The sequence below is a fragment of the Salinicoccus jeotgali genome (assembly GCF_039538805.1).
GTDB lineage: Bacteria > Bacillota > Bacilli > Staphylococcales > Salinicoccaceae > Salinicoccus > Salinicoccus jeotgali.
In genome coordinates this window covers 1-25448 of sequence record NZ_BAABCK010000019.1, presented here as the reverse complement: position 1 = coordinate 25448, position 25448 = coordinate 1, and the positions used below count along the sequence as shown (strand labels likewise).

20 protein-coding genes and 2 tRNA genes are annotated in these 25448 nt (G+C 41.2%); 18 read left to right on the top strand and 4 right to left on the bottom strand.

Annotated features, from left to right (window positions below):
* Positions 1-261: 261 nt before the first annotated feature.
* The 16 genes from serS (at position 262) to ABD734_RS04750 (ending at position 15937) form a co-directional block, all read left to right on the top strand.
* Positions 262-1539, top strand: coding sequence for a serine--tRNA ligase (gene serS / locus ABD734_RS04825; RefSeq protein ID WP_344701942.1), 1278 nt, complete (start codon positions 262-264; stop codon positions 1537-1539).
* Positions 1540-1601: 62 nt separating this feature from the next.
* Positions 1602-2519 carry a DUF2232 domain-containing protein gene (locus ABD734_RS04820; RefSeq protein WP_344701940.1) on the top strand — a complete coding sequence of 306 codons (918 nt, stop codon included), beginning with the start codon at positions 1602-1604 and terminating at the stop codon, positions 2517-2519.
* 5 nt (positions 2520-2524) lie between these two features.
* Positions 2525-4501, top strand: a complete 1977-nt coding sequence (locus ABD734_RS04815; protein WP_344701938.1) for a DHH family phosphoesterase — start codon at positions 2525-2527, stop codon at positions 4499-4501.
* Positions 4498-4944 carry a 50S ribosomal protein L9 gene (rplI, locus tag ABD734_RS04810; protein WP_344701936.1) on the top strand — a complete coding sequence of 149 codons (447 nt, stop codon included), beginning with the start codon at positions 4498-4500 and terminating at the stop codon, positions 4942-4944. Before ABD734_RS04815 ends, rplI begins: the two co-directional genes overlap by 4 nt.
* A gap of 39 nt (positions 4945-4983) precedes the next feature.
* Entirely contained in the window at positions 4984-6354 is a 1371-nt protein-coding gene (dnaB, locus tag ABD734_RS04805) for a replicative DNA helicase (protein WP_344702025.1), read from the top strand.
* A gap of 113 nt (positions 6355-6467) precedes the next feature.
* Entirely contained in the window at positions 6468-7754 is a 1287-nt protein-coding gene (locus tag ABD734_RS04800) for an adenylosuccinate synthase (protein WP_344701934.1), read from the top strand.
* A 106-nt stretch (positions 7755-7860) separates the two neighbouring features.
* A tRNA-Glu gene (locus tag ABD734_RS04795) sits at positions 7861-7932 on the top strand.
* Between the two features lie 25 nt (positions 7933-7957).
* Positions 7958-8030: transfer RNA gene (locus ABD734_RS04790), tRNA-Asp, on the top strand.
* A gap of 133 nt (positions 8031-8163) precedes the next feature.
* Entirely contained in the window at positions 8164-8865 is a 702-nt protein-coding gene (gene yycF, locus ABD734_RS04785) for a response regulator YycF (protein WP_344701932.1), read from the top strand.
* A gap of 15 nt (positions 8866-8880) precedes the next feature.
* The gene (gene walK / locus ABD734_RS04780) at positions 8881-10722 is read left to right on the top strand and encodes a cell wall metabolism sensor histidine kinase WalK (protein WP_344701930.1); all 1842 of its coding nucleotides are present in this window, start codon (positions 8881-8883) and stop codon (positions 10720-10722) included.
* The gene (locus ABD734_RS04775; protein ID WP_344701928.1) at positions 10715-12028 is read left to right on the top strand and encodes a YycH family regulatory protein; all 1314 of its coding nucleotides are present in this window, start codon (positions 10715-10717) and stop codon (positions 12026-12028) included. The genes walK and ABD734_RS04775 overlap by 8 nt, the downstream gene beginning before the upstream one ends.
* On the top strand, positions 11995-12717 hold the full coding sequence (gene yycI / locus ABD734_RS04770; RefSeq protein WP_425568300.1) for a two-component system regulatory protein YycI: 723 nt from the start codon (positions 11995-11997) through the stop codon (positions 12715-12717). The genes ABD734_RS04775 and yycI overlap by 34 nt, the downstream gene beginning before the upstream one ends.
* Positions 12714-13511: an MBL fold metallo-hydrolase gene (locus ABD734_RS04765; RefSeq protein ID WP_425568299.1), complete on the top strand. Its 798-nt coding sequence runs from the start codon at positions 12714-12716 to the stop codon at positions 13509-13511. Before yycI ends, ABD734_RS04765 begins: the two co-directional genes overlap by 4 nt.
* A 309-nt stretch (positions 13512-13820) precedes the next feature.
* Entirely contained in the window at positions 13821-14300 is a 480-nt protein-coding gene (gene rlmH / locus ABD734_RS04760; RefSeq protein WP_344701924.1) for a 23S rRNA (pseudouridine(1915)-N(3))-methyltransferase RlmH, read from the top strand.
* Positions 14301-14398: 98 nt separating this feature from the next.
* The gene (locus ABD734_RS04755; protein WP_344701922.1) at positions 14399-15136 is read left to right on the top strand and encodes a hypothetical protein; all 738 of its coding nucleotides are present in this window, start codon (positions 14399-14401) and stop codon (positions 15134-15136) included.
* A gap of 60 nt (positions 15137-15196) precedes the next feature.
* A complete protein-coding gene (locus ABD734_RS04750; protein WP_344701920.1) occupies positions 15197-15937 on the top strand; it encodes a M48 family metallopeptidase in 741 nt (246 codons plus the stop codon).
* 36 nt (positions 15938-15973) lie between these two features.
* Here ABD734_RS04750 and ABD734_RS04745 read toward each other — a convergent pair whose 3' ends face one another.
* From ABD734_RS04745 to ABD734_RS04735, 3 genes are read right to left on the bottom strand one after another with little or no spacing between them, the layout of a single operon-like run.
* On the bottom strand, positions 15974-18910 hold the full coding sequence (locus ABD734_RS04745) for a type I restriction endonuclease subunit R (RefSeq protein WP_344701918.1): 2937 nt from the start codon (positions 18908-18910) through the stop codon (positions 15974-15976).
* 16 nt (positions 18911-18926) lie between these two features.
* The gene (locus ABD734_RS04740) at positions 18927-20177 is read right to left on the bottom strand and encodes a restriction endonuclease subunit S (RefSeq protein ID WP_344701916.1); all 1251 of its coding nucleotides are present in this window, start codon (positions 20175-20177) and stop codon (positions 18927-18929) included.
* On the bottom strand, positions 20170-21654 hold the full coding sequence (locus tag ABD734_RS04735; protein WP_344701915.1) for a type I restriction-modification system subunit M: 1485 nt from the start codon (positions 21652-21654) through the stop codon (positions 20170-20172). The genes ABD734_RS04740 and ABD734_RS04735 overlap by 8 nt, the downstream gene beginning before the upstream one ends.
* A gap of 566 nt (positions 21655-22220) precedes the next feature.
* On the opposite strand from ABD734_RS04735, the gene ABD734_RS04730 reads away from it, so the two are divergent.
* Positions 22221-23024 (top strand): CBS domain-containing protein, encoded by an 804-nt coding sequence (locus ABD734_RS04730; RefSeq protein ID WP_344701913.1) that lies wholly within the window; start codon positions 22221-22223, stop codon positions 23022-23024.
* 312 nt (positions 23025-23336) lie between these two features.
* On the opposite strand, the gene ABD734_RS04725 is transcribed toward ABD734_RS04730, so the two are convergent.
* The gene (locus ABD734_RS04725) at positions 23337-23840 is read right to left on the bottom strand and encodes a hypothetical protein (protein ID WP_344701911.1); all 504 of its coding nucleotides are present in this window, start codon (positions 23838-23840) and stop codon (positions 23337-23339) included.
* Between the two features lie 431 nt (positions 23841-24271).
* Between ABD734_RS04725 and ABD734_RS04720 the strand changes: the two genes are divergently transcribed.
* Entirely contained in the window at positions 24272-24988 is a 717-nt protein-coding gene (locus tag ABD734_RS04720; RefSeq protein WP_344701909.1) for a hypothetical protein, read from the top strand.
* The last annotated feature ends 460 nt before the right edge of the window (positions 24989-25448 follow it).

Here is a 25448-nt window from a genome sequence, read left to right as displayed (position 1 = left end):
CATAATAGAATGAAGAAAAGTTGAATAGCAGTCACTCGCAAGGAAGCAGTAGTGTACAGCTTGTTTACAGAGAAGTCATGGGTGGTGAAAATGACTGCAGGCGAACATGAATTTCCGTCCTTGGGTAAAAGAGTGGCCGGTATCCTGTACCGTTAAATGTTCAAGATGATGCACAGCATCAAATTAGGGTGGCAACGCGTATACCACGTCCCTTTCCGGGGCGTGGTTTCTTTTATTTCAAAATAGATGGAGGTCAAACTTATGCTTGATATCAAATTAATCCGTAATGAAACGGAACGTGTGAAGGAAAAGACAAGGAAGCGTGGCGAAGATCCTGCAATCATAGATGAGATATTGGAGTTGGATGACTCCCGCAGGACACTTATCCAGAAGACCGAAGAGTTGAAGGGCAAGCGCAATAAAGCATCTGAAGAAATTGCGCTGAAGAAGCGGAACAAAGAAAACGCAGATGATGCCATCCAAGCCATGCGCGATGTCGGTGAGGAGATCAAAGACATCGATGAGCAGCTTAAGGCCGTCAAAGCAAGCTTCAATGATAAGATGAGCCGAGTGCCGAACCTCATCCACGATGATGTGCCTGAAGGGCAGGATGACACGGAAAACGTGGAAATCCGCAAGACGGGCGCGCCCCGTAAATTTGATTTTGAACCAAAAGCGCACTGGGATCTGCTGACTGACCTGGAACTGGCGGACTTCGAGCGTGCCGCAAAGGTTTCCGGGGCGCGCTTCGTCTACCATACGGGAGACGGTGCAAGGCTGGAACGTGCGTTGATGAATTTCATGCTGGATGTGCATAATAAAAATGGCTACCGGGAAATGATGACGCCGCAGATCGTGCGTGCAGAAGCCATGTACGCTACAGGCCAGCTGCCAAAATTCGGGGATGACCTGTTCAAGATAGAAGACATGGAAATGTATACAATCCCGACTTCAGAAGTCACTTTGACGAATTTCTACAAGGATGAAACGTTGTCTGAGGGACAATTGCCTACTAAATTCACTGCCCAGACAGCTTGTTTCAGAAGTGAAGCAGGATCTGCCGGGAGGGACACCCGCGGTCTCATCCGTCTGCATCAGTTCAATAAGGTTGAAATGGTGCGCATAGAACGCCCTGAAGATTCCTGGAATGCACTTGAAGAAATGACCGAGCATGCAGAGAATATATTGAATCTGTTGGAGATTCCGCACCGCACTGTGCTGCTCTGTACAGGAGACATCGGATTCGGTTCTTCGAAAACCTACGATGTCGAGGTATGGCTGCCGAGTTATGAGGACTACAAAGAAATCAGTTCAGTCTCCAACATGGCCGATTTCCAGGCGCGCCGTGGCAACATCAAGTTTAAGCGCGAAAAAGGGGCGAAAGCCGAGTTCCTACACACATTGAATGGCAGTGGACTAGCGGTCGGACGGACGATGGCTGCACTGTTGGAAAATTATCAGAATGAAGATGGTTCGGTCACGATCCCAGAAATACTCAGACCGTATATGAATGGTCAGGAGAAACTTGAAGCGTTATAATAGTACTAATGGATGCTCCTATTCGTTTAGGGGCTTTATTTTATTTTTGGAGGCGCAGAAATTTGAATAGACAAGTATCGATGCTTCAACTTATGCTGGTGCTGTTCACTGTCTTTGTGTTCATCACCCTCACAGACATCAGCCTGCTTTTTGGAGCAGTCCTGCTGCCATTCGCAGCTTTTTTCCTAGTCAGGTTGAAACATCAGTCCAATTACCACTTTTGGCTGACTTTCATCAGTTTCCTGATACCTGCCATCCTACTGCTTTCGCCAGATTCTTGGCTGTGGTTTGTGGTATTATATATAGTGGCAACAGTCCTTCATAGGACTTTGAAAAATGAAGACTCGCAGGAACTCACACTCTTCTATTTGACGGCTGCGCTTATGATCAGTACGATCGGGGGATTGAACTTGCTTCAGGGGCTTGGGTATATCCAGCCGCTGTCAGAAACCTACCTGAATATCCGCAACTGGTATATTGAACAAGTTGAGATGTATGGTTCCATCGCGTCATCTACGCTTGATAGCGGCCTCATCCAAAGTACGATGGACCAGCTGTTCATCAACCTGCCGGCGCATATCACCGTACTGTCGTTTCTGATTGCGCTCTACACGGTTCTGATGCAACGGGTCCTCTTTGCTTCAACAGATGTGAAGCTGTGGAAATACCGTTCCTTCAAGGAATGGATATTCCCAAGGTTCGTGCTGCATTTATTTTTGATTCTGTTTATAGTATCATTCTTTACAACTGAAGGTGCAGCTCAGTCGACCATTGGAAATATAATGGTTGTCATGGAATGGGCCCTGTTTCTCCATGGCCTAAGCTTCCTCTATTTCTTTTTCATGGAAAAGAAGCTTAACAAGGCTCTATCGATTGCACTGCTGGTGCCGTTTGCCCTACTCAGGCCAATTACGCTGCTTATCGGCATATTTGAAATGATCTTCAGGTTCAGGAAACTATTACTGACAAAAAGGAAGTGATGAGAATGTATAATGTGCTGGACAAGAGAATGGTATTCATACCATTCGCCATAGCAGCGTTCCATATACTGGTCATGAATATATTTGTCCTGACCAACCATTTCAGGACCGGTCTGCTCTTTCTGATCGTAAGCGCCATTCTCCTGACACTTCTCAGCCTGTACCTCTACCGATCGGTCATCCTCAACGAAACCCGCTTCCGACAGATGGTGGTGGATATCGCAGGCAGCAAGCAGTATGCGATCGATGAATTGCCGATGGGGCTGATCATACTGAATGATGAAGATGAAATCGAGTGGATGAATGACTACATGTACAAGGAAATCTCGAAAGAGAACTTGAATGTACCGATCAACCGCCTATTTCCGAACGTCATGACCACATTGAAGGCAAATAATATACAGACGACGGAATCGACCTACAATGACAAGCACTACAAGATCTATTGGGACGAAAAGTTTCAGGCCCTCCATCTGATCGACATCACCAATCAGCGTCGTAAGGAGATGGAGCTTGAGGAGAAGCAGCCTGTTATCGGTATACTTTTCCTCGACAACTACGATGAGGTCACCCAGAACATGAGTGAGGCCCTAAAGAGTGAATTGAACAACAACATCACGAACATAATCAACGATTGGGCCAATCATCACCATATCTACATCAGACGATTTTCACAGGATCGTTTCATCGTGCTGCTGAATTCAAAAAGTCTGAACGAAATGGAAGATACGCGCTTCAACCTATTGGATGAAGTGCGTGACCGTACGCAGGAACTGGGTGCACAGATCACATTGAGCATCGGCATCGGTGAAGGTTCCGATGATTATATCGAAGTCGGCGAACTCGCCCAGTCCAGCCTCGACCTCGCATTGGGGCGTGGTGGGGACCAGGTCGCCATCAAGACGATGAACGGCAACGCCAGGTTCTACGGCGGCAAGACGGATCCGATGGAGAAGCGGACACGGGTCAAGGCGCGCGTCATATCGCATGCCTTGCGTGACCTTCTCCTCGAAGGTGACAACGTGCTCATCATGGGGCATAAGCACCCGGACATGGATTCGCTCGGCTCCGCAATCGGCGTAGCCAAATTGGCTTCCATGAATGGCATAGAAGCGAATATCGTGCTCAATGATGAAGATATCGACGAAACGCTTCAGAGGATGATGAATGAACTCGAGAAGCGCGAAGATCTGATGGAAATATTCGTGACCTCTGAAGAGGCATGGGAAAAGATGAATTCGAAGACGACGGTCGTCGTCGTCGATACCCACCGTCCAAGCATGGTGCTCGATGAGGTTCTCCTCAACAAGGCCACACGGAAAGTAATCATCGACCACCACCGGCGTTCCGATGATTTCATCTCAAATCCGCTCCTTGTGTATATGGAACCTTATGCATCGAGTGCGAGTGAACTGGTGGCGGAGATGCTGGAGTACCAGAATAAGGAACAGAAGCTGTCTCGTCTGGAAGCGACGGTCATGCTGACCGGCATCATTGTAGATACAAGGAACTATACGCTGCGTACCGGTTCTCGGACATTCGATGCGGCAAGCTTCCTGAGGAGCCAAGGCGCAGACCCGGTATTGGCGCAGACCTTCCTGAAGGATGATATAGACACCTATATTGCGCGGAGCGACCTCATCAAGTCCGCTGAAATCAGGGACAATGGCATCGCCATAGTCAAAGCCGATCCGTCAATGACCTATCACCCTGTCACAGTCGCCCAGGCTGCCGATCAGCTTCTGCAGATCGAAGGCGTCCAGGCTTCATTCGTCATGGCGATAAGGGAAGATGAGTCGATTGGCATATCTGCGCGCTCGTTCGGGGAAGTCAACGTCCAGCTGGTCATGGAGGCCTTGGGCGGAGGTGGACACTTGTCCAACGCCGCAACACGCGTCACAGATAAAACGATGGATGAACTTTACGAAGAACTGATAGAAACAATAGACGATATACTTTATAACGGGAGTGAAGAAGAATGAAAGTGATCTTTCTGAGCGATGTAAAAAATAAAGGTAAAAAAGGTGAAGTGAAGGAAGTGGCGACAGGCTATGCCCAAAACTACCTTCTTAAAAAAGGATTGGCTGAAGAAGCCACACCTGGCAACTTGGCAAAACTAGAAGCAGAAAAAGAAGCCAAAGCCGAAAAAGCCAAGCAGGAATTGGAAGATGCGAAAGCACTGAAGGAAGAACTGGAAGAAAAAGAAGTCGAAGTCAAGACGAAGGCCGGCGAAGACGGCCGCCTGTTCGGTTCAATCAGTTCAAAACAGGTGAAGGAAGCCTATGAGAAGCAGCACGGCATAAAATTGGATAAAAGGAAACTCGATATGTCACAGCCATTGAAGAGTCTTGGCTACCACAAGATGAATGTAAAACTCCACCAGGAAGTCTCTGCTGAAATCAAAGTGCATGTCGTCGAAGAATAATCAGCCGGGGAGGCATTGATATTGGATATACATCAGCAGATGCCCCATAACATGGAGGCGGAACAATCTGTCCTCGGTGCGATATTGATCAATCCGGAAATCTTCATTTCTACTGCGGAGACACTGGATCCTGAAGATTTTTACCGTTCGGAACACCGGCATATTTATCAGGCTATGGGCATATTGAGTGAAAACCATCAGAATATCGATGTCGTCACCCTGATCGATCAATTGAAAAGTATGGAAGTACTCAATTCCGTCGGTGGACCGCGCTATCTTGCGGAATTATCCAATGTTGTGCCAACAAGCCGCAATGCGGCGTTCTATGTTGATATCGTTGCGAAATATGCCCTTAAAAGAAAATTGATCCAGACAGCTGAAGAAATCGCCAATGAAGGGTTTTCGGAGGATGCAGAAATAGAAGATCTACTGACTGAAGCCGAGTCAAGGATCATGTCGATATCTGAAAGCCGGCGGAATGAAGGCTTCAAGTCCATGAAGTCCGTCGTCCACGAAGTCTACGAACAAGTTGAAGCCAGGGCCGGCCAGACGGACACTACAACCGGTATCCCGACCGGCTACCGGGACCTTGACTTCATGACATCGGGATTCAACCGCAATGATCTGATCATCCTCGCCGCCCGCCCTTCCATGGGTAAGACGGCCTTCGCCTTGAATATCGCAGGCCATGCCGGCACTTCAGCCGAGAACCATACTGTGGCGATATTTTCGCTCGAAATGGGAGCCGATCAGCTTGTTTCACGGATGATCTCAAGCCAGGGCATGATTGATGCGACAAAGCTGCGTCAAGGGAATCTCGGACATGATGACTGGGATAATTTCACGACTGCGATAAGCAGTCTGGCGGAATCGAAAATCTTCATAGATGATTCACCGGGGATCCGTGTCAACGATATCCGCTCGAAATGCATGCGCCTGAAGCAGGAGCATGGTCTGGATATGGTGATCATCGATTACCTCCAGCTGATCCAGGGGTCGAGCAGTAAGCGCAGCGACAACCGTCAGCAGGAAGTATCGGAGATTTCACGTATGCTGAAGGCATTGGCACGCGAAATGGAATGTCCGGTCATAGCACTGAGCCAGCTCTCCCGTAGTGTGGAGACGCGGCAGGACAAGCGGCCGATGATGAGTGACTTGCGTGAATCCGGTTCAATTGAGCAGGATGCCGACATCGTCGCCTTCCTATACAGAGAAGATTACTATACGCGGGGCGATGGTGAAGAGGAGGCTGAAGGTGCGCAGAAGGAACAGGACGAAATTGAAATCATCCTGGCCAAGCACCGTAACGGACCAACAGGTACCGTCAAGCTGATCTTCAATAAATCCTACAGCAGTTTCTTTGACCAGGACAATAGAGGTTATGATGACGGGTATATCCCGCCGAACTAATTACGAATGTTTTTATAGGGTCCCTATAAAAACGTTCGTATTTTTAATTGCATTATGCTCAGCTTATTGTTAGAATAAGTACGGTATTTCAATGATAAATTGGAGGCAAACTTATGTCTGGAACAGTAGTAGTCGGAACCCAATGGGGCGACGAAGGAAAAGGTAAAATTACAGATTTCCTATCTGAAGACGCGCATATCATCGCACGTTTCTCCGGAGGAAATAACGCAGGCCACACGATTCAATTCGGTGGCGAAACGTATAAGCTCCACCTTGTGCCTTCCGGAATATTCTATAAAGACAAAATCTCATTAATCGGCAATGGTGTCGTCATCGATCCCCTTTCCATAATCAAGGAGCTTGATGGCCTGATAGAACGCGGCATTTCAGTGGACAACCTCAGGATTTCAAACCGTGCCCAAGTCATCCTGCCCTATCACCTTCTTCAAGATGAGCTTGAAGAAGAAGCACGTGGAGCGAATAAGATCGGCACCACTAAAAGGGGTATTGGTCCGTGTTATGTAGATAAGGCGCAGCGCATCGGCATACGTATGGCCGATCTGATAGATGAAGAAACTTTCAGCAGAAGGTTGAAAGAGAACCTCGAGATTAAGAACCATATGTTCACAGCACTCTATGGACGTGAAGGCTATACATTCGATGAAATATTCGAACCCTACCGTAAAGCGGCAGAACGTCTCGCGCCTTACGTCACAGATACAGCCAAAATTCTCGATGATGCATTCCAGAATGGTCAAAACGTCTTATTTGAAGGTGCGCAAGGTGTCATGCTCGATATCGATCACGGCACGTATCCCTTCGTCACTTCAAGCAATCCCGTTGCAGGTAATGTAACAGTTGGCTGTGGTGTCGGCCCGACTTCACTGAAGAACATAGTAGGCGTGTGTAAAGCCTATACTTCACGCGTTGGAGACGGCCCCTTCCCTACCGAACTATTTGATAACAATGCAGAGCATATCCGCGAAATAGGACGGGAATACGGCACTACCACAGGTCGCCCGAGACGTGTCGGATGGTTCGACAGCGTCGTTGTCCGCCATGCACGTCGTGTCAGTGGCATCACCGACCTGTCGCTCAATTCCATAGATGTGCTGAGTGGCCTGGAATCAGTCAAGATATGTACAGCCTACGAAATAGACGGAGTGGAAATGACTGAGTATCCGGCTACACTGAAGGAATTGGAACATGCAAAACCAATCTTCAAAACACTGCCAGGATGGAAAGAAGACATTACAGGCATCAAACGCCTGGAAGATCTGCCGGATAACGCCAGACACTATCTGGAGGAGATTTCACGCCTTACAGGAGTGAATATCTCAATCTTCTCTGTAGGACCAGACCGCAACCAGACTAACCTCCTCAAGAATTTCTGGCAGTAGGACTAATCCCGCGGCATGACCGCGGGATATTCTTTTGAAAATATGAAAATTTGAGTTGAAAAGTAAATTTGCCTCATGGTATAATAATGTTTGTGTTAAAACATATGGCCCGTTGGTCAAGCGGTTAAGACACCGCCCTTTCACGGCGGTAACACGGGTTCGAGTCCCGTACGGGTCACTTATATTATATTTCACATAGTCTTGGTCCCGTGGTGTAGCGGTTAACATGCCTGCCTGTCACGCAGGAGATCGCGGGTTCGATTCCCGTCGGGACCGTCCATCTGAGCTGTCAGCGCTTCTTGCTGATGGCTTTTTTGCTATGGTTGATGGAAATGCGTTCGAAAAAGTGATACATTTAGTTTGGATACGAGTGTGTTTATAAACCTTGTAATGAAAGCGAGGGAAAGAAATGCCCAAGAAGATTGTTGTAGTAGATGACGAAAGACCGATTGCGGATATTCTGGAATTCAACCTTGAAAAAGAAGGATATGAAGTGCATTGTGCCTATGATGGCAACGATGCTTTGGAATTGATTTTGGACGTGGTGCCGGATATAGTACTTTTGGACATCATGCTCCCAGGCATGGATGGCATGGAAGTGTGCAGGGAAGTGCGCAAGAAGCACGATATGCCGATCATCATGTTGACCGCAAAAGATTCCGAAATCGATAAAGTGCTCGGATTGGAACTCGGTGCGGATGATTATGTGACGAAACCCTTCTCTACCCGTGAACTCATCGCCCGGGTGAAGGCGAACTTGAGGCGTAACGTCGAAACGGCATCAAAAGAAAAGGAACCGGAATCCAATAACATCCAGATCAGGGACATTACAGTCATACCGGAAGCCTTCGCAATAAAGAAATACGATAAAGATATCGACTTGACCCACAGGGAATTCGAACTGTTTAATTATCTTGCCCAGCATCTGTCCCAAGTCATGACACGGGAGCACTTGCTTGAGACGGTATGGGGTTATGATTATTTTGGAGATGTACGTACAGTCGACGTGACCGTCAGGCGACTCAGGGAAAAAGTGGAGGATGATCCGTCACACCCCGAGTATCTCATGACACGACGCGGTGTCGGTTACTATATCCAAGGTGATGAATAAAGGAGTTAACGCTTAATGAAGCAGTTTTTCAAAAATCTGCAGTCCCTCCATATCAAACTTGTCATCATCTATGTGCTTTTGATTATCATCGGCATGCAGATCATCGGACTGTACTTCACCAATACGCTTGAGAAGGAACTGATCGGCAATTTCCAGGAAAATATCGAGACGCAAGTGAGCCTCATTGACACGAGGATCAACGAGCTGCATAGGGAATATGGGGATGACAGTGCCCAGTTCCAGGAAGAGGTCCAGACCTTGCTTGCCGATTACGGCAACCGCTCAGAAATAGAAGAAATCAGATATGTCAATTCGGATAATGTCCTTATCGCAACAAGCCGGATTTCAAATGAACTGAGTGTCGGTACAAGGATTGATGCGCCCCTGACTGAGGAATCCATTTCCACCGGTACACGCAACGAGGAAATCTATGTGAACGTGGATCAGGACAACCAGCGCGTGTGGCTGTTGAATCAGCCAGTCATCCAGGAAGGCCAGATACTCGGGGCGATATATACCTCTTCCAATATAGAAGAAGTATATAAACAGCTGCAGGCCATCAACAATACATTCATCATCGCCACAATGATTTCACTCATCATCACGAGCATCCTTGGCATCTTCATCTCGCGCACGATCACCCGCCCGATTACGGATATGCGCAACCAGGCGCTCCTCATGTCGGAAGGGGACTATACGTCGCGTGTGAAGATATACAGCAGTGATGAAATTGGTGAATTGGCAGGCTCATTCAACATGCTGTCTAAACGCGTTCAAGAAGCCCAGGCCAATACAGAGAGTGAGAAGAAGCGTCTGGACTCTGTCATCACCCATATGTCCGACGGCATCATCGCTACGGACCGGCGGGGCCGCATACGCGTCGTCAATGAGATGGCGCTCGATATGATTGGGGCGACAGCAGAAAATACGCGCGGAGAAGATATGCTTGCCGTATTGAAACTGGACGATGAAATGATGCTCGAAGAAATCCAGGAGATGGATGAGAGTCAGCTCCTCTTCTTCAATCATGATGATGAAGAGACGACCATCCGTGTAAATTTCTCGACCATTGTCAAGGATACGGGTTTCATCAACGGTTACATCGCTGTGCTCCATGACGTTACGGAGCAGGAGCGTGTGGATACTGAGCGGCGTGAATTTGTAGCCAATGTCTCTCACGAGCTCAGGACGCCACTTACATCCATGCGGAGCTATATAGAAGCCCTGCAGGACGGCGCTTGGCAAAATGAAACGCTCGCCCCCAAATTCCTTGGTGTGACCCGTGAAGAGACAGACCGTATGATCCGTCTGGTTGAAGATCTGCTGCAGCTTTCCAGAATGGATAATGAAGCGGAAGAACTGTCCAAGGAAATTGTAGATTTCAATCTGTTCCTAAACCGTATCATCGACCGCTTCGAAATGACCCATAAGGATGAAGTCGAATTCGTGCGCGACATCCCGGATACCGCTGTCTTTACAGAGATTGCGGTGGATAAGATGGGCCAGGTACTCGATAACGTCATATCGAATGCCATCAAGTATTCGAGCAAGGAAAACAAGAAGGTCGAGTTTCATGTGAAACAGAACCGTCTATACAATCGTCTGACCGTGCGGATAAAGGATAACGGACTGGGTATACCCGCAAGCAAGGTAGATCGCATATTCGAAAGGTTTTACCGGGTCGACAAAGGCCGTGCACGTAAAATGGGCGGAACGGGACTTGGGTTGGCCATATCAAAAGAAATCGTCGAAGCGCATGACGGTAGAATATGGGCAAACAGCGTGGAGAATCATGGTACAACAATTTTCATCAACCTGCCGTGTGAAACGCTGGAGGAGGCGGATTGGGATGAATAGGGAAAGACTCAAATCTACAATTCTCTTTCTTCTCGTCATCAGCAGTGCCATCCTGACATATATGGTATGGAGCTATCAGCCGGAATTTTCGCAAGTCGATACATCGATCGAGTCGACTTCCAACATCGGCCAAGGAGAATCACTCGAATTCGGCAGTGTCATGCGTGCCTATCAATTGATATGGGTAGACGGCAATTCAGTGAAGGGAACAATCAAGGAGGATGCGGTAGTCGGTGTACGGGAATTCCTGAAAGATACAGAAATTGAGAACATTGATATATACAATAATATGAACCGTCTGACACCCGATGTTAAGGAAGACGGGGGTGAAGAATTCCTGATTGTGGACTACCCATCCGAGATGCCGTCCAAATCACTGTTCCAAGTGCTTGGGTTCTCCTACGAAGGTGCCCTACCCGACTACAGTTTTGATCGGATTATAGTAGACATTGCTTCTCCAAAAGTCACTTTCTATATGTTGAATGAAGCATTGGAACAAGTAGCCGTCGCCGAGACGGACATCGACAGCAGCTACCTGTTGTCGATCGTGGAGGAATATGAAGATTCCTTTGAAGATTACGTTGGCATCATCACTAATCAGAAAACCTCGAACAATAAGACTGCCATCTATGGGCCGGAAGCTCCGGGTGCTGTATCCATTGAGCATTTTCTGATGACACAGATCGGCATCGATACGATGAACGATATCCTCTTCATGGGAGATGAAATCGAAGTTAATAAAAACGATGATGTGTATGTCTATGAAGGGACCCATAACTTATCGACATATAACCCCAACACCTATAACTTCGTCTATACAAACCTCGATGAGTCGCTGTCATCGAATCGTAACTCGCATCAGACCATCCAAAGAAGCTTCGATTTCCTTAACTCGCATGGTGGTCTTGAAAATGAACATATGCTTTTCGATTATGAAGCGGATGGTAATGAGTCGACCTATCGTTATACCTTAAATGGATATGCAGTGTTCAGTGATGAAATATCAAGTGTCGTTACGACCAAATACGGTAATAATGCGCTTTTTGAATATCAACGTCCCCTACTCAATATCAGTGCAGAAGTACCGAATGATGAAATGAAGTCTCTCGCAAGATTGGAAGATGTCCGTTATCAGATTGCATTGAATGAGGATTTGGATCTTCAGAAAGTATCGAAGATCACGATTGGTTACGATATGCAATTTTCAGATGTGCAGACTGAGCTCAATCTGCTGCACTTCACGCCACAATGGTATGTAAAGTATAATGACGAATGGATGCGGTTCAACGAAGGAGGCCTCCACTGATGGATTGGAAGCTGACGAAATCCCTCTATATCCTGGTCTTCCTACTGATCAACATCGGCCTCATCATGATGTACTACAATAAGCAGCAGGAAGATATCCATAAGATAGAAAACCGACCCAATATTCTTGAAGAAACGAACATAGATCTATCACAAGTGCCTGAGCACGAGCCGCGCAAGTTGAATATACTGTCCGCAGTCAGGGCGACTTTTACAGATTCTGAGGAGATAGAAGCTGAAACGGTCGAAACGACAAATGAAGGGTATGTTTTGAAAAACAGTTTTGAAGCCGGAGAGAATGCCCCTGATATGACGCCTGATGAATTGAAAAACCACAAAGCCGAAGAAGTTTACAGAGGTTCGGAATACGAGTATGATGATNGAGGTGAAGGCAAACAGGCCATGGAATACGAGCAAGGCTATCTGAAAAACATCAGCGAGAATGAATATACTTCACCAGTGGCTGTCCGTGATCCTGAAAAAGTCGTCGCGAGCCTTTATACTGACGAACGAATCTCTGGAGAAGCGGATATAGAGGATGCCCGCCTTGGATACTACATCATCTTAAATGACGGTGATCAAGTGCTCCTCAGGCCGAAATGGAGATTCAGCATAAGTGACCAGGGCGTCGATAAGACGGTATATGTAGATGCCATCAGCGAGACAGAAGATATTATTGAAAGAGAGTGAACAGAATGAAGATGAGCGTGTTAGCCAGCGGCTCCACGGGAAACAGCACGTATCTCGAAACAGAACAAGGCAGCCTGCTCATAGATGTGGGACTTTCATGCAAGCGGACGGAGGAAGCGTTAAATTCACTGGGCACCTCCCTTAAGAATGTTGATGCGATACTCATTACGCACGAGCACAGCGACCATATCAAAGGTCTGAAAGTCATTTCCAAAAAGTATGGCATTCCGGTCTATGCGAATGAGAAAACATGGCAACGCATCGAATCGAAGGATATTCTGGTAGCGAGTGATAAGAAGTTCCACTTTAATCCACTGGAGGAAAAGGAACTCCTCGGGATGGACGTCCAGTCGTTCAATGTATCCCATGATGCAATCGATCCACAGTTCTATACATTTATGCAGAATGACAAAAAACTTTCAATCATCACCGATACAGGTTATGTCTCGGATCAGATGAAAGGCATTATAAAAGATAGCGACTGCTTCGTCTTTGAAAGCAACCACGACGTAGATATGCTCCGGATGTGCAGATATCCATGGATGACCAAGCAACGCATACTTTCCGATGTCGGACACGTCTCCAATGAAGATGCAGCGCATGCGATGAACGACGTTATAACGGACCGTACAAAGCGCATATATCTGAGTCATCTGAGTCTTGATAATAACATGAAAGAACTTGCTAAAATGAGTGTCGAACAGATATTGAACCATTATGACATCGATACGGATAATGATATAACGATAAGCAATACCGATAAAGCAATACCGACAAAGATCTACCAAATATAAAGTTATACACACAATTATGAAAAAAGATGTGCATAACCTATGATTATTGTGGATACTTTATAATAATTGTGGATAAGTAAACAGTCAGTTGTGTAAAACTGGCTGTTTTATTTATATTTATAGAAATTTAATGATTATAACCCCCTTTTATGTATAATAATTAATTAAATCATGTGGATATGTGGGAAAGTTGTGTATAAGCATGTGTATTATCTAAAAAACGTTAAAACTTGCTAATAGATATGCACATGTGGATAGTTAAATTCCGCAGGTATACTAGTAGTTGAAAGATACGGAAGGAGACATAAAATGAAGATTACACTGATTACCGTAGGGAAGTTAAAGGAGAAATACTGGCGGCAAGCGGTCGAGGAATACAGTAAACGCATAAGTGGCTATGCTAAACTCGAACTGATTGAGATACAAGATGAAAAAGAACCAAACAATGCAAGTGATAAAGATATAGAAATCATAAAAGACAAAGAAGGGCAAAAGATCCTGAGTAAAATCAAAGAAAACCAGCATGTCGTCACGCTGGAAATCAAAGGTAAGACCTATACCAGTGAAAATTTGGCGAAAGAATACCAAAGGTGGATGAACATCGGTAAAAGCGACGTAGTATTCATCATAGGCGGCAGCAACGGCCTCGGTAGAGAAGTTCAGAAACGTTCCGACCAGGAAATCAGTTTCGGTTCCCTCACCTACCCGCATCAAATGATGAAAGTGATGTTACTTGAGCAGATATTCCGGGTTAATAAGATTATCAGGAATGAAGCATATCATCGTTGATGCGGTTTTTAGACTAATGTTTGAGAATAAGATAAATGATATAATAGTTTAGATAGTTAGCATTTCGAAAATTTTATGCCCCACGTTCAGGAGGACTCATGAGAACTAATAGTATACCTTTTAATTTTTATAGTCATGTGGCATGTTTATTTCCAGGTAGTATATTATTAGCTTATATTTTATACACATTGGATAGATATTTTTATCCTGAACTAAGCGATTATTTAGTTCAGTTAAACACGTTTTCTAGTATTTTACTAATCTCTATTTTAATTATTGGATCTTTTATAAGCGGCCACATATCTTACTCCATTTCTAAATTAACATTTGATCATTTGCCATTTGAATACTTTAAAAATAAAGATAAATTTTTGAGTTATTCAGAAGAAAAGCAAAAACAGATAATAGAAGCGATAGGTTATATATATGGTTCTGAGACTAAAGGAGAACTAGAGGAACTTCATAATGAGTATAAAGAGAACAAGATATCAGGTGAAAAATTCGGTTTAAAAAATTATTGCTATGCAATGGTAGAGAGAAAAGAAGCAAAACATGATATGTTTGTTGGATTAGCTGATTTCTTAAGAAGTATTGCATTTCTATTTGCTTTACTTATAATTTTTTTATTTCTAGAATTTGTATCGACTCAATTTCAAAATTTTAATTTCGACTTAGTTAATTTAATAAAATCGATTATTCTGGTAGCAGTTGCCATTTGTTTTTTATTATCTTTATATAATCGATCTAAAAGGATGAGGCAAGCTGCTGACAGTTTAATTTATTCACAATTCTTATTTGATTCTAAGATGTTAAATAAGAGAAAAGGTGATGATTAAATAATTATCTGTGACCTGAGTTCCTAATGTGGATCATGAGAGATTTAACGGGAGGGAAACATGTCTTACATCAACTATGGCAATACAAAAATGTATTATTCATTCTATAGACAAAATCGTAAAGACATTAGAGTGGTTATAGATTTAATAAATAAGATTGTTGCTTTTGTACCCGAAACAATGTCAGAGGATAAGATTCATCAGACATTATCTAATAAGGCCCAATGGATATATACAAAGGTTCAAGAATTAAATGAGATACAATCTAATGTCTCTCCTAAAGAGTTTGTGAGTGGAGAAAAACTAACGTATCTAGGAAGACAATATCGATTGAAAGTATACCGAGAAGCAGTAGACAAGACATCATTTACTTTTAGACAAAGTCGGTTCTTTGCGGTTGTTCCTTCAAACTGGGCGCAAGAAAAAGTCCAAGATCGATTAGAAGCACATTTGATCGAATGGTACCGTAAGCATGGGTTGAAGAAAATACAAGAGCGTGTTGCTTATTATGAAAATATATTAGGTGTTCGAGCTCAATCGATTCAAATGAAGACGCAACATAAGCGTTGGGGGACATGCACGCCGGAAGGTAATATTTATATCAATTGGCGTATTGCTATGGCGCCTATCAAGATCATTGACTATATAGTGGTTCATGAACTGGCTCATCTACGTATACCAGAACATAGTGACGCTTTTTGGAAGCTTGTGCGTTCGATTCTTCCTGATTATGAAGTATCAAAAGAATGGTTACGCGTGCACGGTATGGAACTGTACTGTGTGGGACAAGAAAAGACATAACATCCATATCAAATTTAACGGACGTTATGTCTTTATTTATCTGTAGTGTATTTCACCTAATTCAATGATTTGGCGGGTTACATTTTCGATGTCTTTGCTTGGGACCGCACTCGCACGGAGTTGTCTTTTGATTTTTTTACGGATTTCTCGCTTAATATCCTCTTTATCGACCCAATCTACAACAGCTTCTGTTTCTATAATTTCTGTGATGAGTTCTGTTAAATCTTTTATCCCTTCTTGTTCCATGCTTTCAGGCGTGAAAGCATCTATCAGTTGATAAAATGGAAGATGTCTGGCTTCTTTTAATCCGACATTATCACTTTCATTTTCCATGTTCATCAAGTCTTCGCGCATTTTATAATACTCATCCAACAGTTCCTCAATGGTCAATTGTCTTTCTTTACGGAGCTCAATGAGTTCTTCCAACCGCTCTTTAATAGATGTATACATAATTGGATTCTCATCCATTTTGATCCGGATCTCATGCTTGATCGCATGTTCCATTTCAGCGGCTTTTGCCTCTGGTTCTTTCAATTCATCTAACTTATCTTCAAATTGTGGGTTCAAAATATTGATGGGTTCGAACAAGATTTGTGGGGTCGTTGCATATAAATATTCCTCAATCAGTTCTCTTACTTTCCCCCCACAATCTGAAATATCCATGGTACCATCATCGATATAGTATCGTGATTGTGATAGTTGGCGTATCTTACCCAGCCACTTTAAGTCATCGACATATTTTTTAACTTTTGGACTCGGCATGACCATATCCATACTTTCTGAAAACTTCTTAAACGCCGTATCAAAAGAGTGTCTGACATCTAATGGTTCTAAAACTTTTAAGTTCGCTTCAAGATTATCCTTAGGAATATGATCAAAAAACTGCATTGCACGTCTATGGCGGGACTGTAAGCGTGGGATCTCTTCATCTACATGATGCATTGCGCCCTTAATATCTGATTCATGGAAAATTCCAAGTGCCTCTTCTAAGAAACGAGATATACCATAGTAATCGACAATAAGTCCATGCGTCTTCTTGTTATATTTACGGTTTGTCCGTGCGATTGCCTGAAGTAAATTGTGCTCTTTCAATGGCTTATCTAAATACATTACTTGTTCAATCGGTGCGTCAAATCCCGTGAGTAGTTTGTCACATACAATTAGAAAGGATAATGAATTCTCTTCCATCGGTTGTTTAAATCGATTAATGGCTTCTTTTTCTTCTGATTTGGACAACGTATATCGATGTAAAAATTCAGGGTCATTATGTCCACTTGAAATAATCACTTTGGATTCATAGTCACTTAGCTCATCTAGAAATTCTTTATAAATTGCGGCAGCTTCACGTGAAACAGTGACAATCTGTGCTTTGAAACCATTGGGGAAGATATGTCGTTCGTAATGTTCAATGATGTCTAAAACGACTGTTTTGATTCGTTTGCGTGATGCTGTAATGGCTTCTTCTGTCACATATTTTTGTTTAATACGCTCTTTATCTTCATCGGAGTATTCCCGGAAGTGTCGATCGAATAAGGTATCAATTGTTTCGCCTTGTACATGTAAATCGACTAATCGTGCTTCATAGTAAATAGGCACTGTCGCTTCGTCTAAGACTGCTTGTTCAATCGGATATTTATCGATATATGTACCAAATGTTCTTACTGTGCTTTTGTCTTCTTTATCAATTGGGGTCCCTGTGAATCCAATATAGGTCGCATTCGATAGTCCGATACGCATATTCATTGCGAGTGAACTGTACTGTGAACGATGGGATTCATCTACTAGTACAATGATATTTTCATCCTCTGAAAGCAATGGATATTCTACCCCGTCTTGTGTCTGGAACTTTTGAACGAGTGTCATGACCGTCGATCCAGGTCCTTGTTTAAGCAATGTCTTCAGTTCTTCAACTGTTTCTGCTTGTGCGGGATTTGGAAAGCCGCAACGCTGGAATGTTGCCGTAATTTGTCGATCTAAATCTTGGCGATCGGTCACGACGACGATCACTGGGTTTTTAAGGGCAGATACACGGCGTAACTTCATGGATAAAAATACCATGGCAAGCGATTTTCCAGACCCTTGTGTGGCCCATACGATCCCCCCACGTGCTTGCGGGTGTTCGCCTACGAGTATACGTTCGACCGCTTTATTGACCGCACGGTACTGCTGATAGCGTGCCATTTTCTTAATGACACGGCCATCTTCCGGTTCATAGACGATAAAGTTCAGAATAATATCGAATAATCGTGATTTTTCAAGAATTCCTACAGATAGAATATCTTGCGCAGATGCATTTTCTCCAACTGCGTCTACTGTTAAGGGATAAGGCTCTTTCCATGTAGAATAATGTTGAACTCTCGCACCAATGGTACCTACTTTCGCTCGGTCATTACTTGTCGATACTAAGAATTGATTATAGTAAAAGAGTGGCTCATTTTCTTTTTGATAGCGCAGTAATTGCGTAACCCCTTGTCCAATTTGTTCGTCAGGTGGTAAACGTGGACTTTTACATTCAATAATAACGAGTGGTAGGCCATTGATATAGATTATTAAATCGGGTCGATTCGTGATATTAGCATGCGTGTAACTCATCTGATTCGTGACTATAAACTCATTATTGTCCAAGTTGTCGAAATCGATGACTTGGACCGTATAATTTTTTCTACCGCCACCGAGATCTTGCATGATGGACATTTTATTAATAAGGATGTCATGAAAGGATTGATTGGCTTCCATAAGACTTGTTGCTTCCAAGTGTGTGATGCGACGAATCACTTTATTTAAGTTATTGTCATCCAACCATGGATTGAGTCGTATAATGGCATCTCTTAATCGATCCATTAACATAACTTCAGATTGAGATGTCCGTTCTGATTGGAGTTCCTGACCATGAATATAAGAGTATCCCAATGATTGAAGGTGTTCGATCATTCTCTGTTCTACTAGCATATCCTCATTCCAGTGTTCTGACATAGAGTGTCCTCCTCTCTTAATTGTCTATAGTAACACGTGTTTTCCCTGTTAACAGTTGTTGCATGAGGCCTTTTTTTAAAGCATTTAAAGAATCTAGCCTAGACTGTTCTTTGTTTATTTTTTCATCTACATTGTTTAGGATATCTGCGATTTTTTCTTGTTCCTCTAAAGAAGGAAATGGTATAAGTAAATTATTAAAACTTTTTTTTGTTATGTGAGGTTGTGCACTCCCAACTTTATATTTTGCAATGTACTGTGAAATGATTTTTCCTTTTAATAAATATATCCAAAAATTATGGATAATATTATTCTTTGATCTTAAAATTAGCATTGCTGAATTAATACGAACATTATCAAAAGGTATTTCATCTGAATAATATGCAATATTCCCTAAAGTTCCTCGTGAAGTCATTACAATGTCATTTCTAATCAATTTTCCATTCTTTAATTCATCATCTTTAGTTTTATTTATAAATTTTATATTAGAAAAACAAAAGCCATTACTTGTCACATTTTTTGTATTCAAAAAAAGGCAATATCCATTTTCTTTAAAATCGGATTGACCAGGATAATTTTTACCACGATCTCCATCTATAGTATTGAAAATATCTTTTATTTTAACTATATTCCAAGACTTAGGTATTTGACTAACTGGACTATCTTTAAACTCAGTATGCCCAATCCCTTTAGTGAGCAATTCTTGCATCAGCCCACGCTTAACAATTTTGGTTTTCTCAATGATTCGCTCTGTTTTTTCAATCGCTTCATCGACAGAGGAGAGGATGGCTGCAATTTTTTGCTGTTCTTTTAATACAGGAATAATAAGCTCGATTTTTGAAAATAAACTTTTATTAATTATAGGTACTGCGGTTGTACCGGCTAGCGTCTTTATATAGTCAGATTTATATAATAATGAATAATATAAAAAGTTGGGGTTATAACCTTTATTTGGGAGTATTGAATTAATTTGTTGATTTGTCGTACATTCCATACTTGAAATAGCTATTTTACCAATTGAAGCTATGCTAGTGTACATCACGCTATCTTTTGGTATTATTCTATTATCATTAATAACACTCTTATTTACGTATCTTTTGGTTGAGTAAATGTACTTAGTTCTATTTATATCAGTTGGAGATACAAAAGGCAGTGTCCCTAGCCAATTTTTCTCCTCTTCAGTTTTAGGTGTAGAACCAGTTACTATTCTCCCTAGCTCACTTAGTTTTTTCTTTTTCCATCCTGGAGGGGTTGTTAAAAACTTATCCACTATATCCCAACTCCTTCAAGTACCCGTACATCACTTTTTCGATCTCATCACGTTCAGCTTCAAGTTGTTTCAAGTCATTCAACACTGCTTGAACATCAACTTCCTCTTCCTCTTCAGTTGTGTCAATGTAACGAGCGATATTTAAGTTGTAGTCGTTCTCTTTAATCTCTTCGATATCGACAACACGACAATATTTTTCTTTATCTTCCCAGTCTTCATAAGCTCTTACGATCTTTTGTATATCTTCATCACGCAGTATGTTTTGATTTTTCCCCTCACGGTAATCCTTCGAACCATCTAATATAAATGTCTTTCCTTTATGTTCCGGAACTTTATTACGATTAATAATGAGGATACATGCTGGTATGCCAGTACCATAGAATAGACTAGCAGGCAATCCAATAATTGTTTCGATCAAGTCTTCTTCTAATAAACCTTGACGAATTCTACCTTCTGCTGCGCCTCGGAATAACACACCATGCGGCATAACAACGCCAGCTTTCCCTTCATGATTAAGCGTTGCAACCATATGCTGTACAAATCCAAAGTCACCTGCGTTCTTTGGTGGGATACCAAATCTAAAGCGTCCGTATTCATCTGATTCTGCCTCTTCACGTCCCCAGTTTTTTAAGGAGAATGGCGGATTGGCAATTACACGGTCATATAAGAGTAACTCTTTACTGTCACCTAATAACTTAGGCTCACGAATTGTGTCTCCACGTTCAATACGATGGTCACTTAATCCATGTAGCAACAGGTTCATTTTACAAATGGCCCATGTATTTAAGTTACGCTCTTGTCCATGGAGTGAGAGGTTTCTTGGATTGCCTCCTTGGGATTTAATATAGTCGACCGACTGGATTAACATTCCGCCTGAACCCACTGTCGGATCACAGACACGCATCCCTTCTTCAGGTTGAATTAAATCAACGATGAGTTTAACGACTTTAGATGGTGTATAGAATTCTCCACCCTTTTTACCGGCATCATCGGCAAATTGCTTTATTAAATACTCATATGCCCGACCTAACATATCTGGCTCTGATAAATTCGCATTGCTTAAATCAATGGCAGAGAAATGCTGAATCAATTGTAATAATAATGAGTCCGGTAATTTCTCTTTGTCGTTAAAGTCTATATTCGCAAGCACTCCAACAAGAGAGCTATTTTCTTCTTCAAGTGCTTCAAATGCTTTGTTGATAGTATTACCGATATCGTGTGTTTGAATTTGAATATGATTCCAACGTGCACGTTCCGGAACAAAAAATTGATGTTCATCACGGTCATACCATGCGTAATCGTCATCTTCATTTTTCTCTACTTCTTTCGCGTGTTCGACAAAGACATCACTTAAACGTTTTAAAAATAGTAATCCAAATATGTAATTTTTATAATCTGAAGAATCAATTGAGCCTCTTAAAATGTTAGCTGATTGCCATAGATGAGATTCTAGCTGTGGTAAAGTTAATTTCGTCATGTCACTACTCCTCTTCCTGTACCGTATAGTTACTCTTAATATACCAAAAATATACAGGGCTCGTATACGAATACTGATTAACATATTAGATAAGTAAGTGATGGACACGATTTATTTCGTATAACTATCATTGCTATAGGCTTATAAGTTTAAGTGGTTACAAAGATGAAAATGGTATTATAGATGTAATTAATACAACTACCTCATTAGAGAACTCGAGGATAAATTTAAAGAATTCGAAAAAGATGCTAACTAAAATTGATGCTATAACCTGCTGCATTGATCAGAAATACAATCATGATATAGAATGTCGCTTGAAAATGTATTTACTACTTCCTTTTGGAATTATATAACGTAGTCAAATTTCCATATTACATCCACTATTATCTACTTATTTAGTGAAATATATCAGGTATAGTAGAAATGAGAGTTTTTCTCCTTGCATAGAAGTACATATTTATAGACATCTAGTAAATAAAGTAGTATTAATATAGGAGACAGTCGTTTAAGATTCGATTATTCTCAAGTATTTACTTAATAATTTAATTGCGGGGATGATATATAAAATGAGTACTTCACGTACAAAAAGACAAGAAGAATTTTTACTGTCATTTAATGAATTACATAAATTTTTACAAAATGAGCTAGCAGTGGAATTCTTTAAAAGTAAAAGAGGCAGAAGTAAGGAGTCCGATCATGAGATCACATTTTCAGAGTGTATACACACGATTAATGAAAGATATAAAAATACGTCGTTAGGACAATATGTGGATCAATTACATCTCATCAATAATTTTCGTAATACAATTGTCCATGACTATACAAAAGAATTTTATGATATTGCTGATCCCTCTGATCACACCATGGAGATCATACGGAAAGTTTATAATTATTTTGTTAAACCGACTGCAATTAAAAAGTATATTAATGATAAAAAATATGGGGAACCGATTACTCTTAGCTCCGAAACAGACCTAAGTAAAGTATTAAAATTAATATCAAAGTATAAGTACTCGCAGTTTCCAGTTTTTGATAAAGATACGCTGAGAGGAATGATCACAGATACCGGCATTACAAATTTTATTGCAAATAAAAATGATGAGGGAGGCATTATTTTTGAGGATGAAACTGTTGCTGACTTAATAAAAGATGATGCTGGTTTTGAAGAGAATAAGGATTCGTATACGATATTGTATGTTGAAGATGAACTCTACCGCGTCATAGATGCTTTTGTAAATATAGAAGCTTTGAATAAGTATGTACTCATCAGTAAATCAGGAAGTGAAACTTTTAGAACAAAAAAAGATCTAATTGGGATTTTCACTGCTGCTGATATCACTGAAATTATGTATTATCTTAATAATAATTAATTGTATTGCGTTATCTTTCTTACTTGATAGATTGATCAATAATATAAGTACTTCAAATATACAAAGTCAACGCCTATGTCATTCTAGCATCGACTTGTTTCAATTGATATTATCAATATACAATCATGAAAAGAAAATTCTATATCAACTATTTAATCAAACATTAAAAGCATCATATGAAGGGTTGGATTGAGTGCGTTGAAATTACCGCGCTCTTTCTTACACATAGGTGTTTAATGTTTTACAAGACAATTCGTGAAGCAGAAGATGTATCTACTTTAAAAATTGCATACCAAAAAGTATAGTCGCTCATCATGCAGATGAACGGCTCTTTCTTATGTCTTCAAATTCTTTTCTTATTTCAGTTAATATTTTTGAATAAGAATGCCCTAATGACCATTTATCATCATTTTCTGATCCCAATATATAGATTCTTTCAAACGATATTTCTATATAATCAATTTCTTTAGCTATATCATCATCAAGTAAATGATAAATTTCATACAAAATTGGTTGGATATACTTCATATACTTATCTCCATATAATTCTGTTCTACTAGTATGATGGTCCCACTCGCTTACCATATGAGTGCTGTTCAAATGAAGAATCTTGCTGTATGCCTTTATTTTAGTTTCCTGATTCTTTTTGTTTTCTTCATATTTCATTTTTTTACGTTCAAATTGTTGTTGTTTTTCCATGCTTTGTTTTTGAACTTTATATGTAATGAATCCACCTACAACTACCCCTAGAAGAGAAGCTACCAAACTGCTACTAAAGATACTGTTCCCAATCTCTATTATCCCTTGACAAGTCATTGCACATCCGCCTTCCCTCTCTACATTTTACCATACTAGTAGGTGAAAGCATTTTATCTCCATATAAAAGTATGTAGTTGAGTTTGAACCAATTTTGAAGTTTATTTAATGAAAAATACAAAAGAAATAATAAACTTGCGAATAAAAAGGCGCAGTGTGTATCCAAAATAATAAGAAATATGTTATCGAATAATGTAAAAGATAATACTGTTACATGAATTGATCTTCAAGCCACAGGGACACACGATCGCGGGTATGAAAATGCTCATATATTAAGAATTCATCATGTCATCGCAAAATACATGAACTAAATCTTGCTTTGAATGCACAAAGGTTGGAAGAAAATAGAAGAATATCAATATATGAATAATAGATGTGGTACTTTAGAACTAGGGTGATAATATAAACGTCAGTAAATAGGGAGAGATAATGTGAAGAAAGCAATATCTATTATAATTGGCCTCTTCATTCTTAATGGATGTAGTGTTGAAAAGGCAAGTCAGATAGAAAAAGAGGAGAATACAGTCTCTACAGATCAAAGCTCAAAAAAGGAATCAACACTAAATGAGGCGAGCACAGATGAAGAAAGTGTTGAGGTACATGACGACATAGAAATGTCAGTAAAAGAGTACACATCGGAAGAAAAACAAATGATGACGGAAGAATTTTTTAATTGGGCGGTAGATCGTGCAAAAATAGGCAACCTAGCCGTAACAACTTTATACTTTCAACATGGTGCAGCCGGAAGGGGTGATTGGTACGCCCTAACACCAGATGGACAAGTTCAAGTCCAAAATCTTGATAATCCCGGATTTGAGAGTTTTGATATACATGCTATCGGGGGTGTCGTATTCTATACACCTTTAAGTGGTGACTATGGAAGAGATGAAACGGCTCCCACACCTGGAATTGCAGAGGGATACAACAGATTAGCTGTAGAAAACACGAACATACATAAGTACATGCTGGCAGATAATGGTGTTGTATATGAACTGATTGGAAAAAAAGAAAATGTAGGATCATCTACAGGTTTTGGTGAATATGATGATGATGGGACTGTTGGGTCTCTCAACCCGACCGTTCAATTTATAGTATCGAAAGATCAGGATGCACAAAATGAATGGAGGAGAATACTGAATAAGTATTAAGTAGAAAAGAAACTTACTTTAATGCTTCACTCATTCATTGATATGAAGTATTAAATGAACTAATGGGTAGTTTCTATGTGACTTGACTCATTCTTTATATTCATAGCTATTAAGATAGAAAGGTTGCTATTGGCAACCCATCAATTAGTTACATGGGTGATAAGCAACTATCTAGTCTATTTTGTAAACTACAATTATAAAGTAGTAGATTTAGAGTAGTTTTCTACTTCAATCTAATTTTAGGTGCTTTAAATAACCAATCAGTAAATAATATATAGAATTTTCAGTAATATATAAAGGTTAATAAAACTAGAAGGTAAAGCGATTTATAAAGAGAGAGCGTAAAATATCTTGTGTAAATGAATAAATAGAAAAAGGAAGCCCTTTTCTTGTAGAATTAAGTCACCACAACCAATTCATAGAAAAGAGGCCTCCCCTATGACTCAGTTTACAACAGATA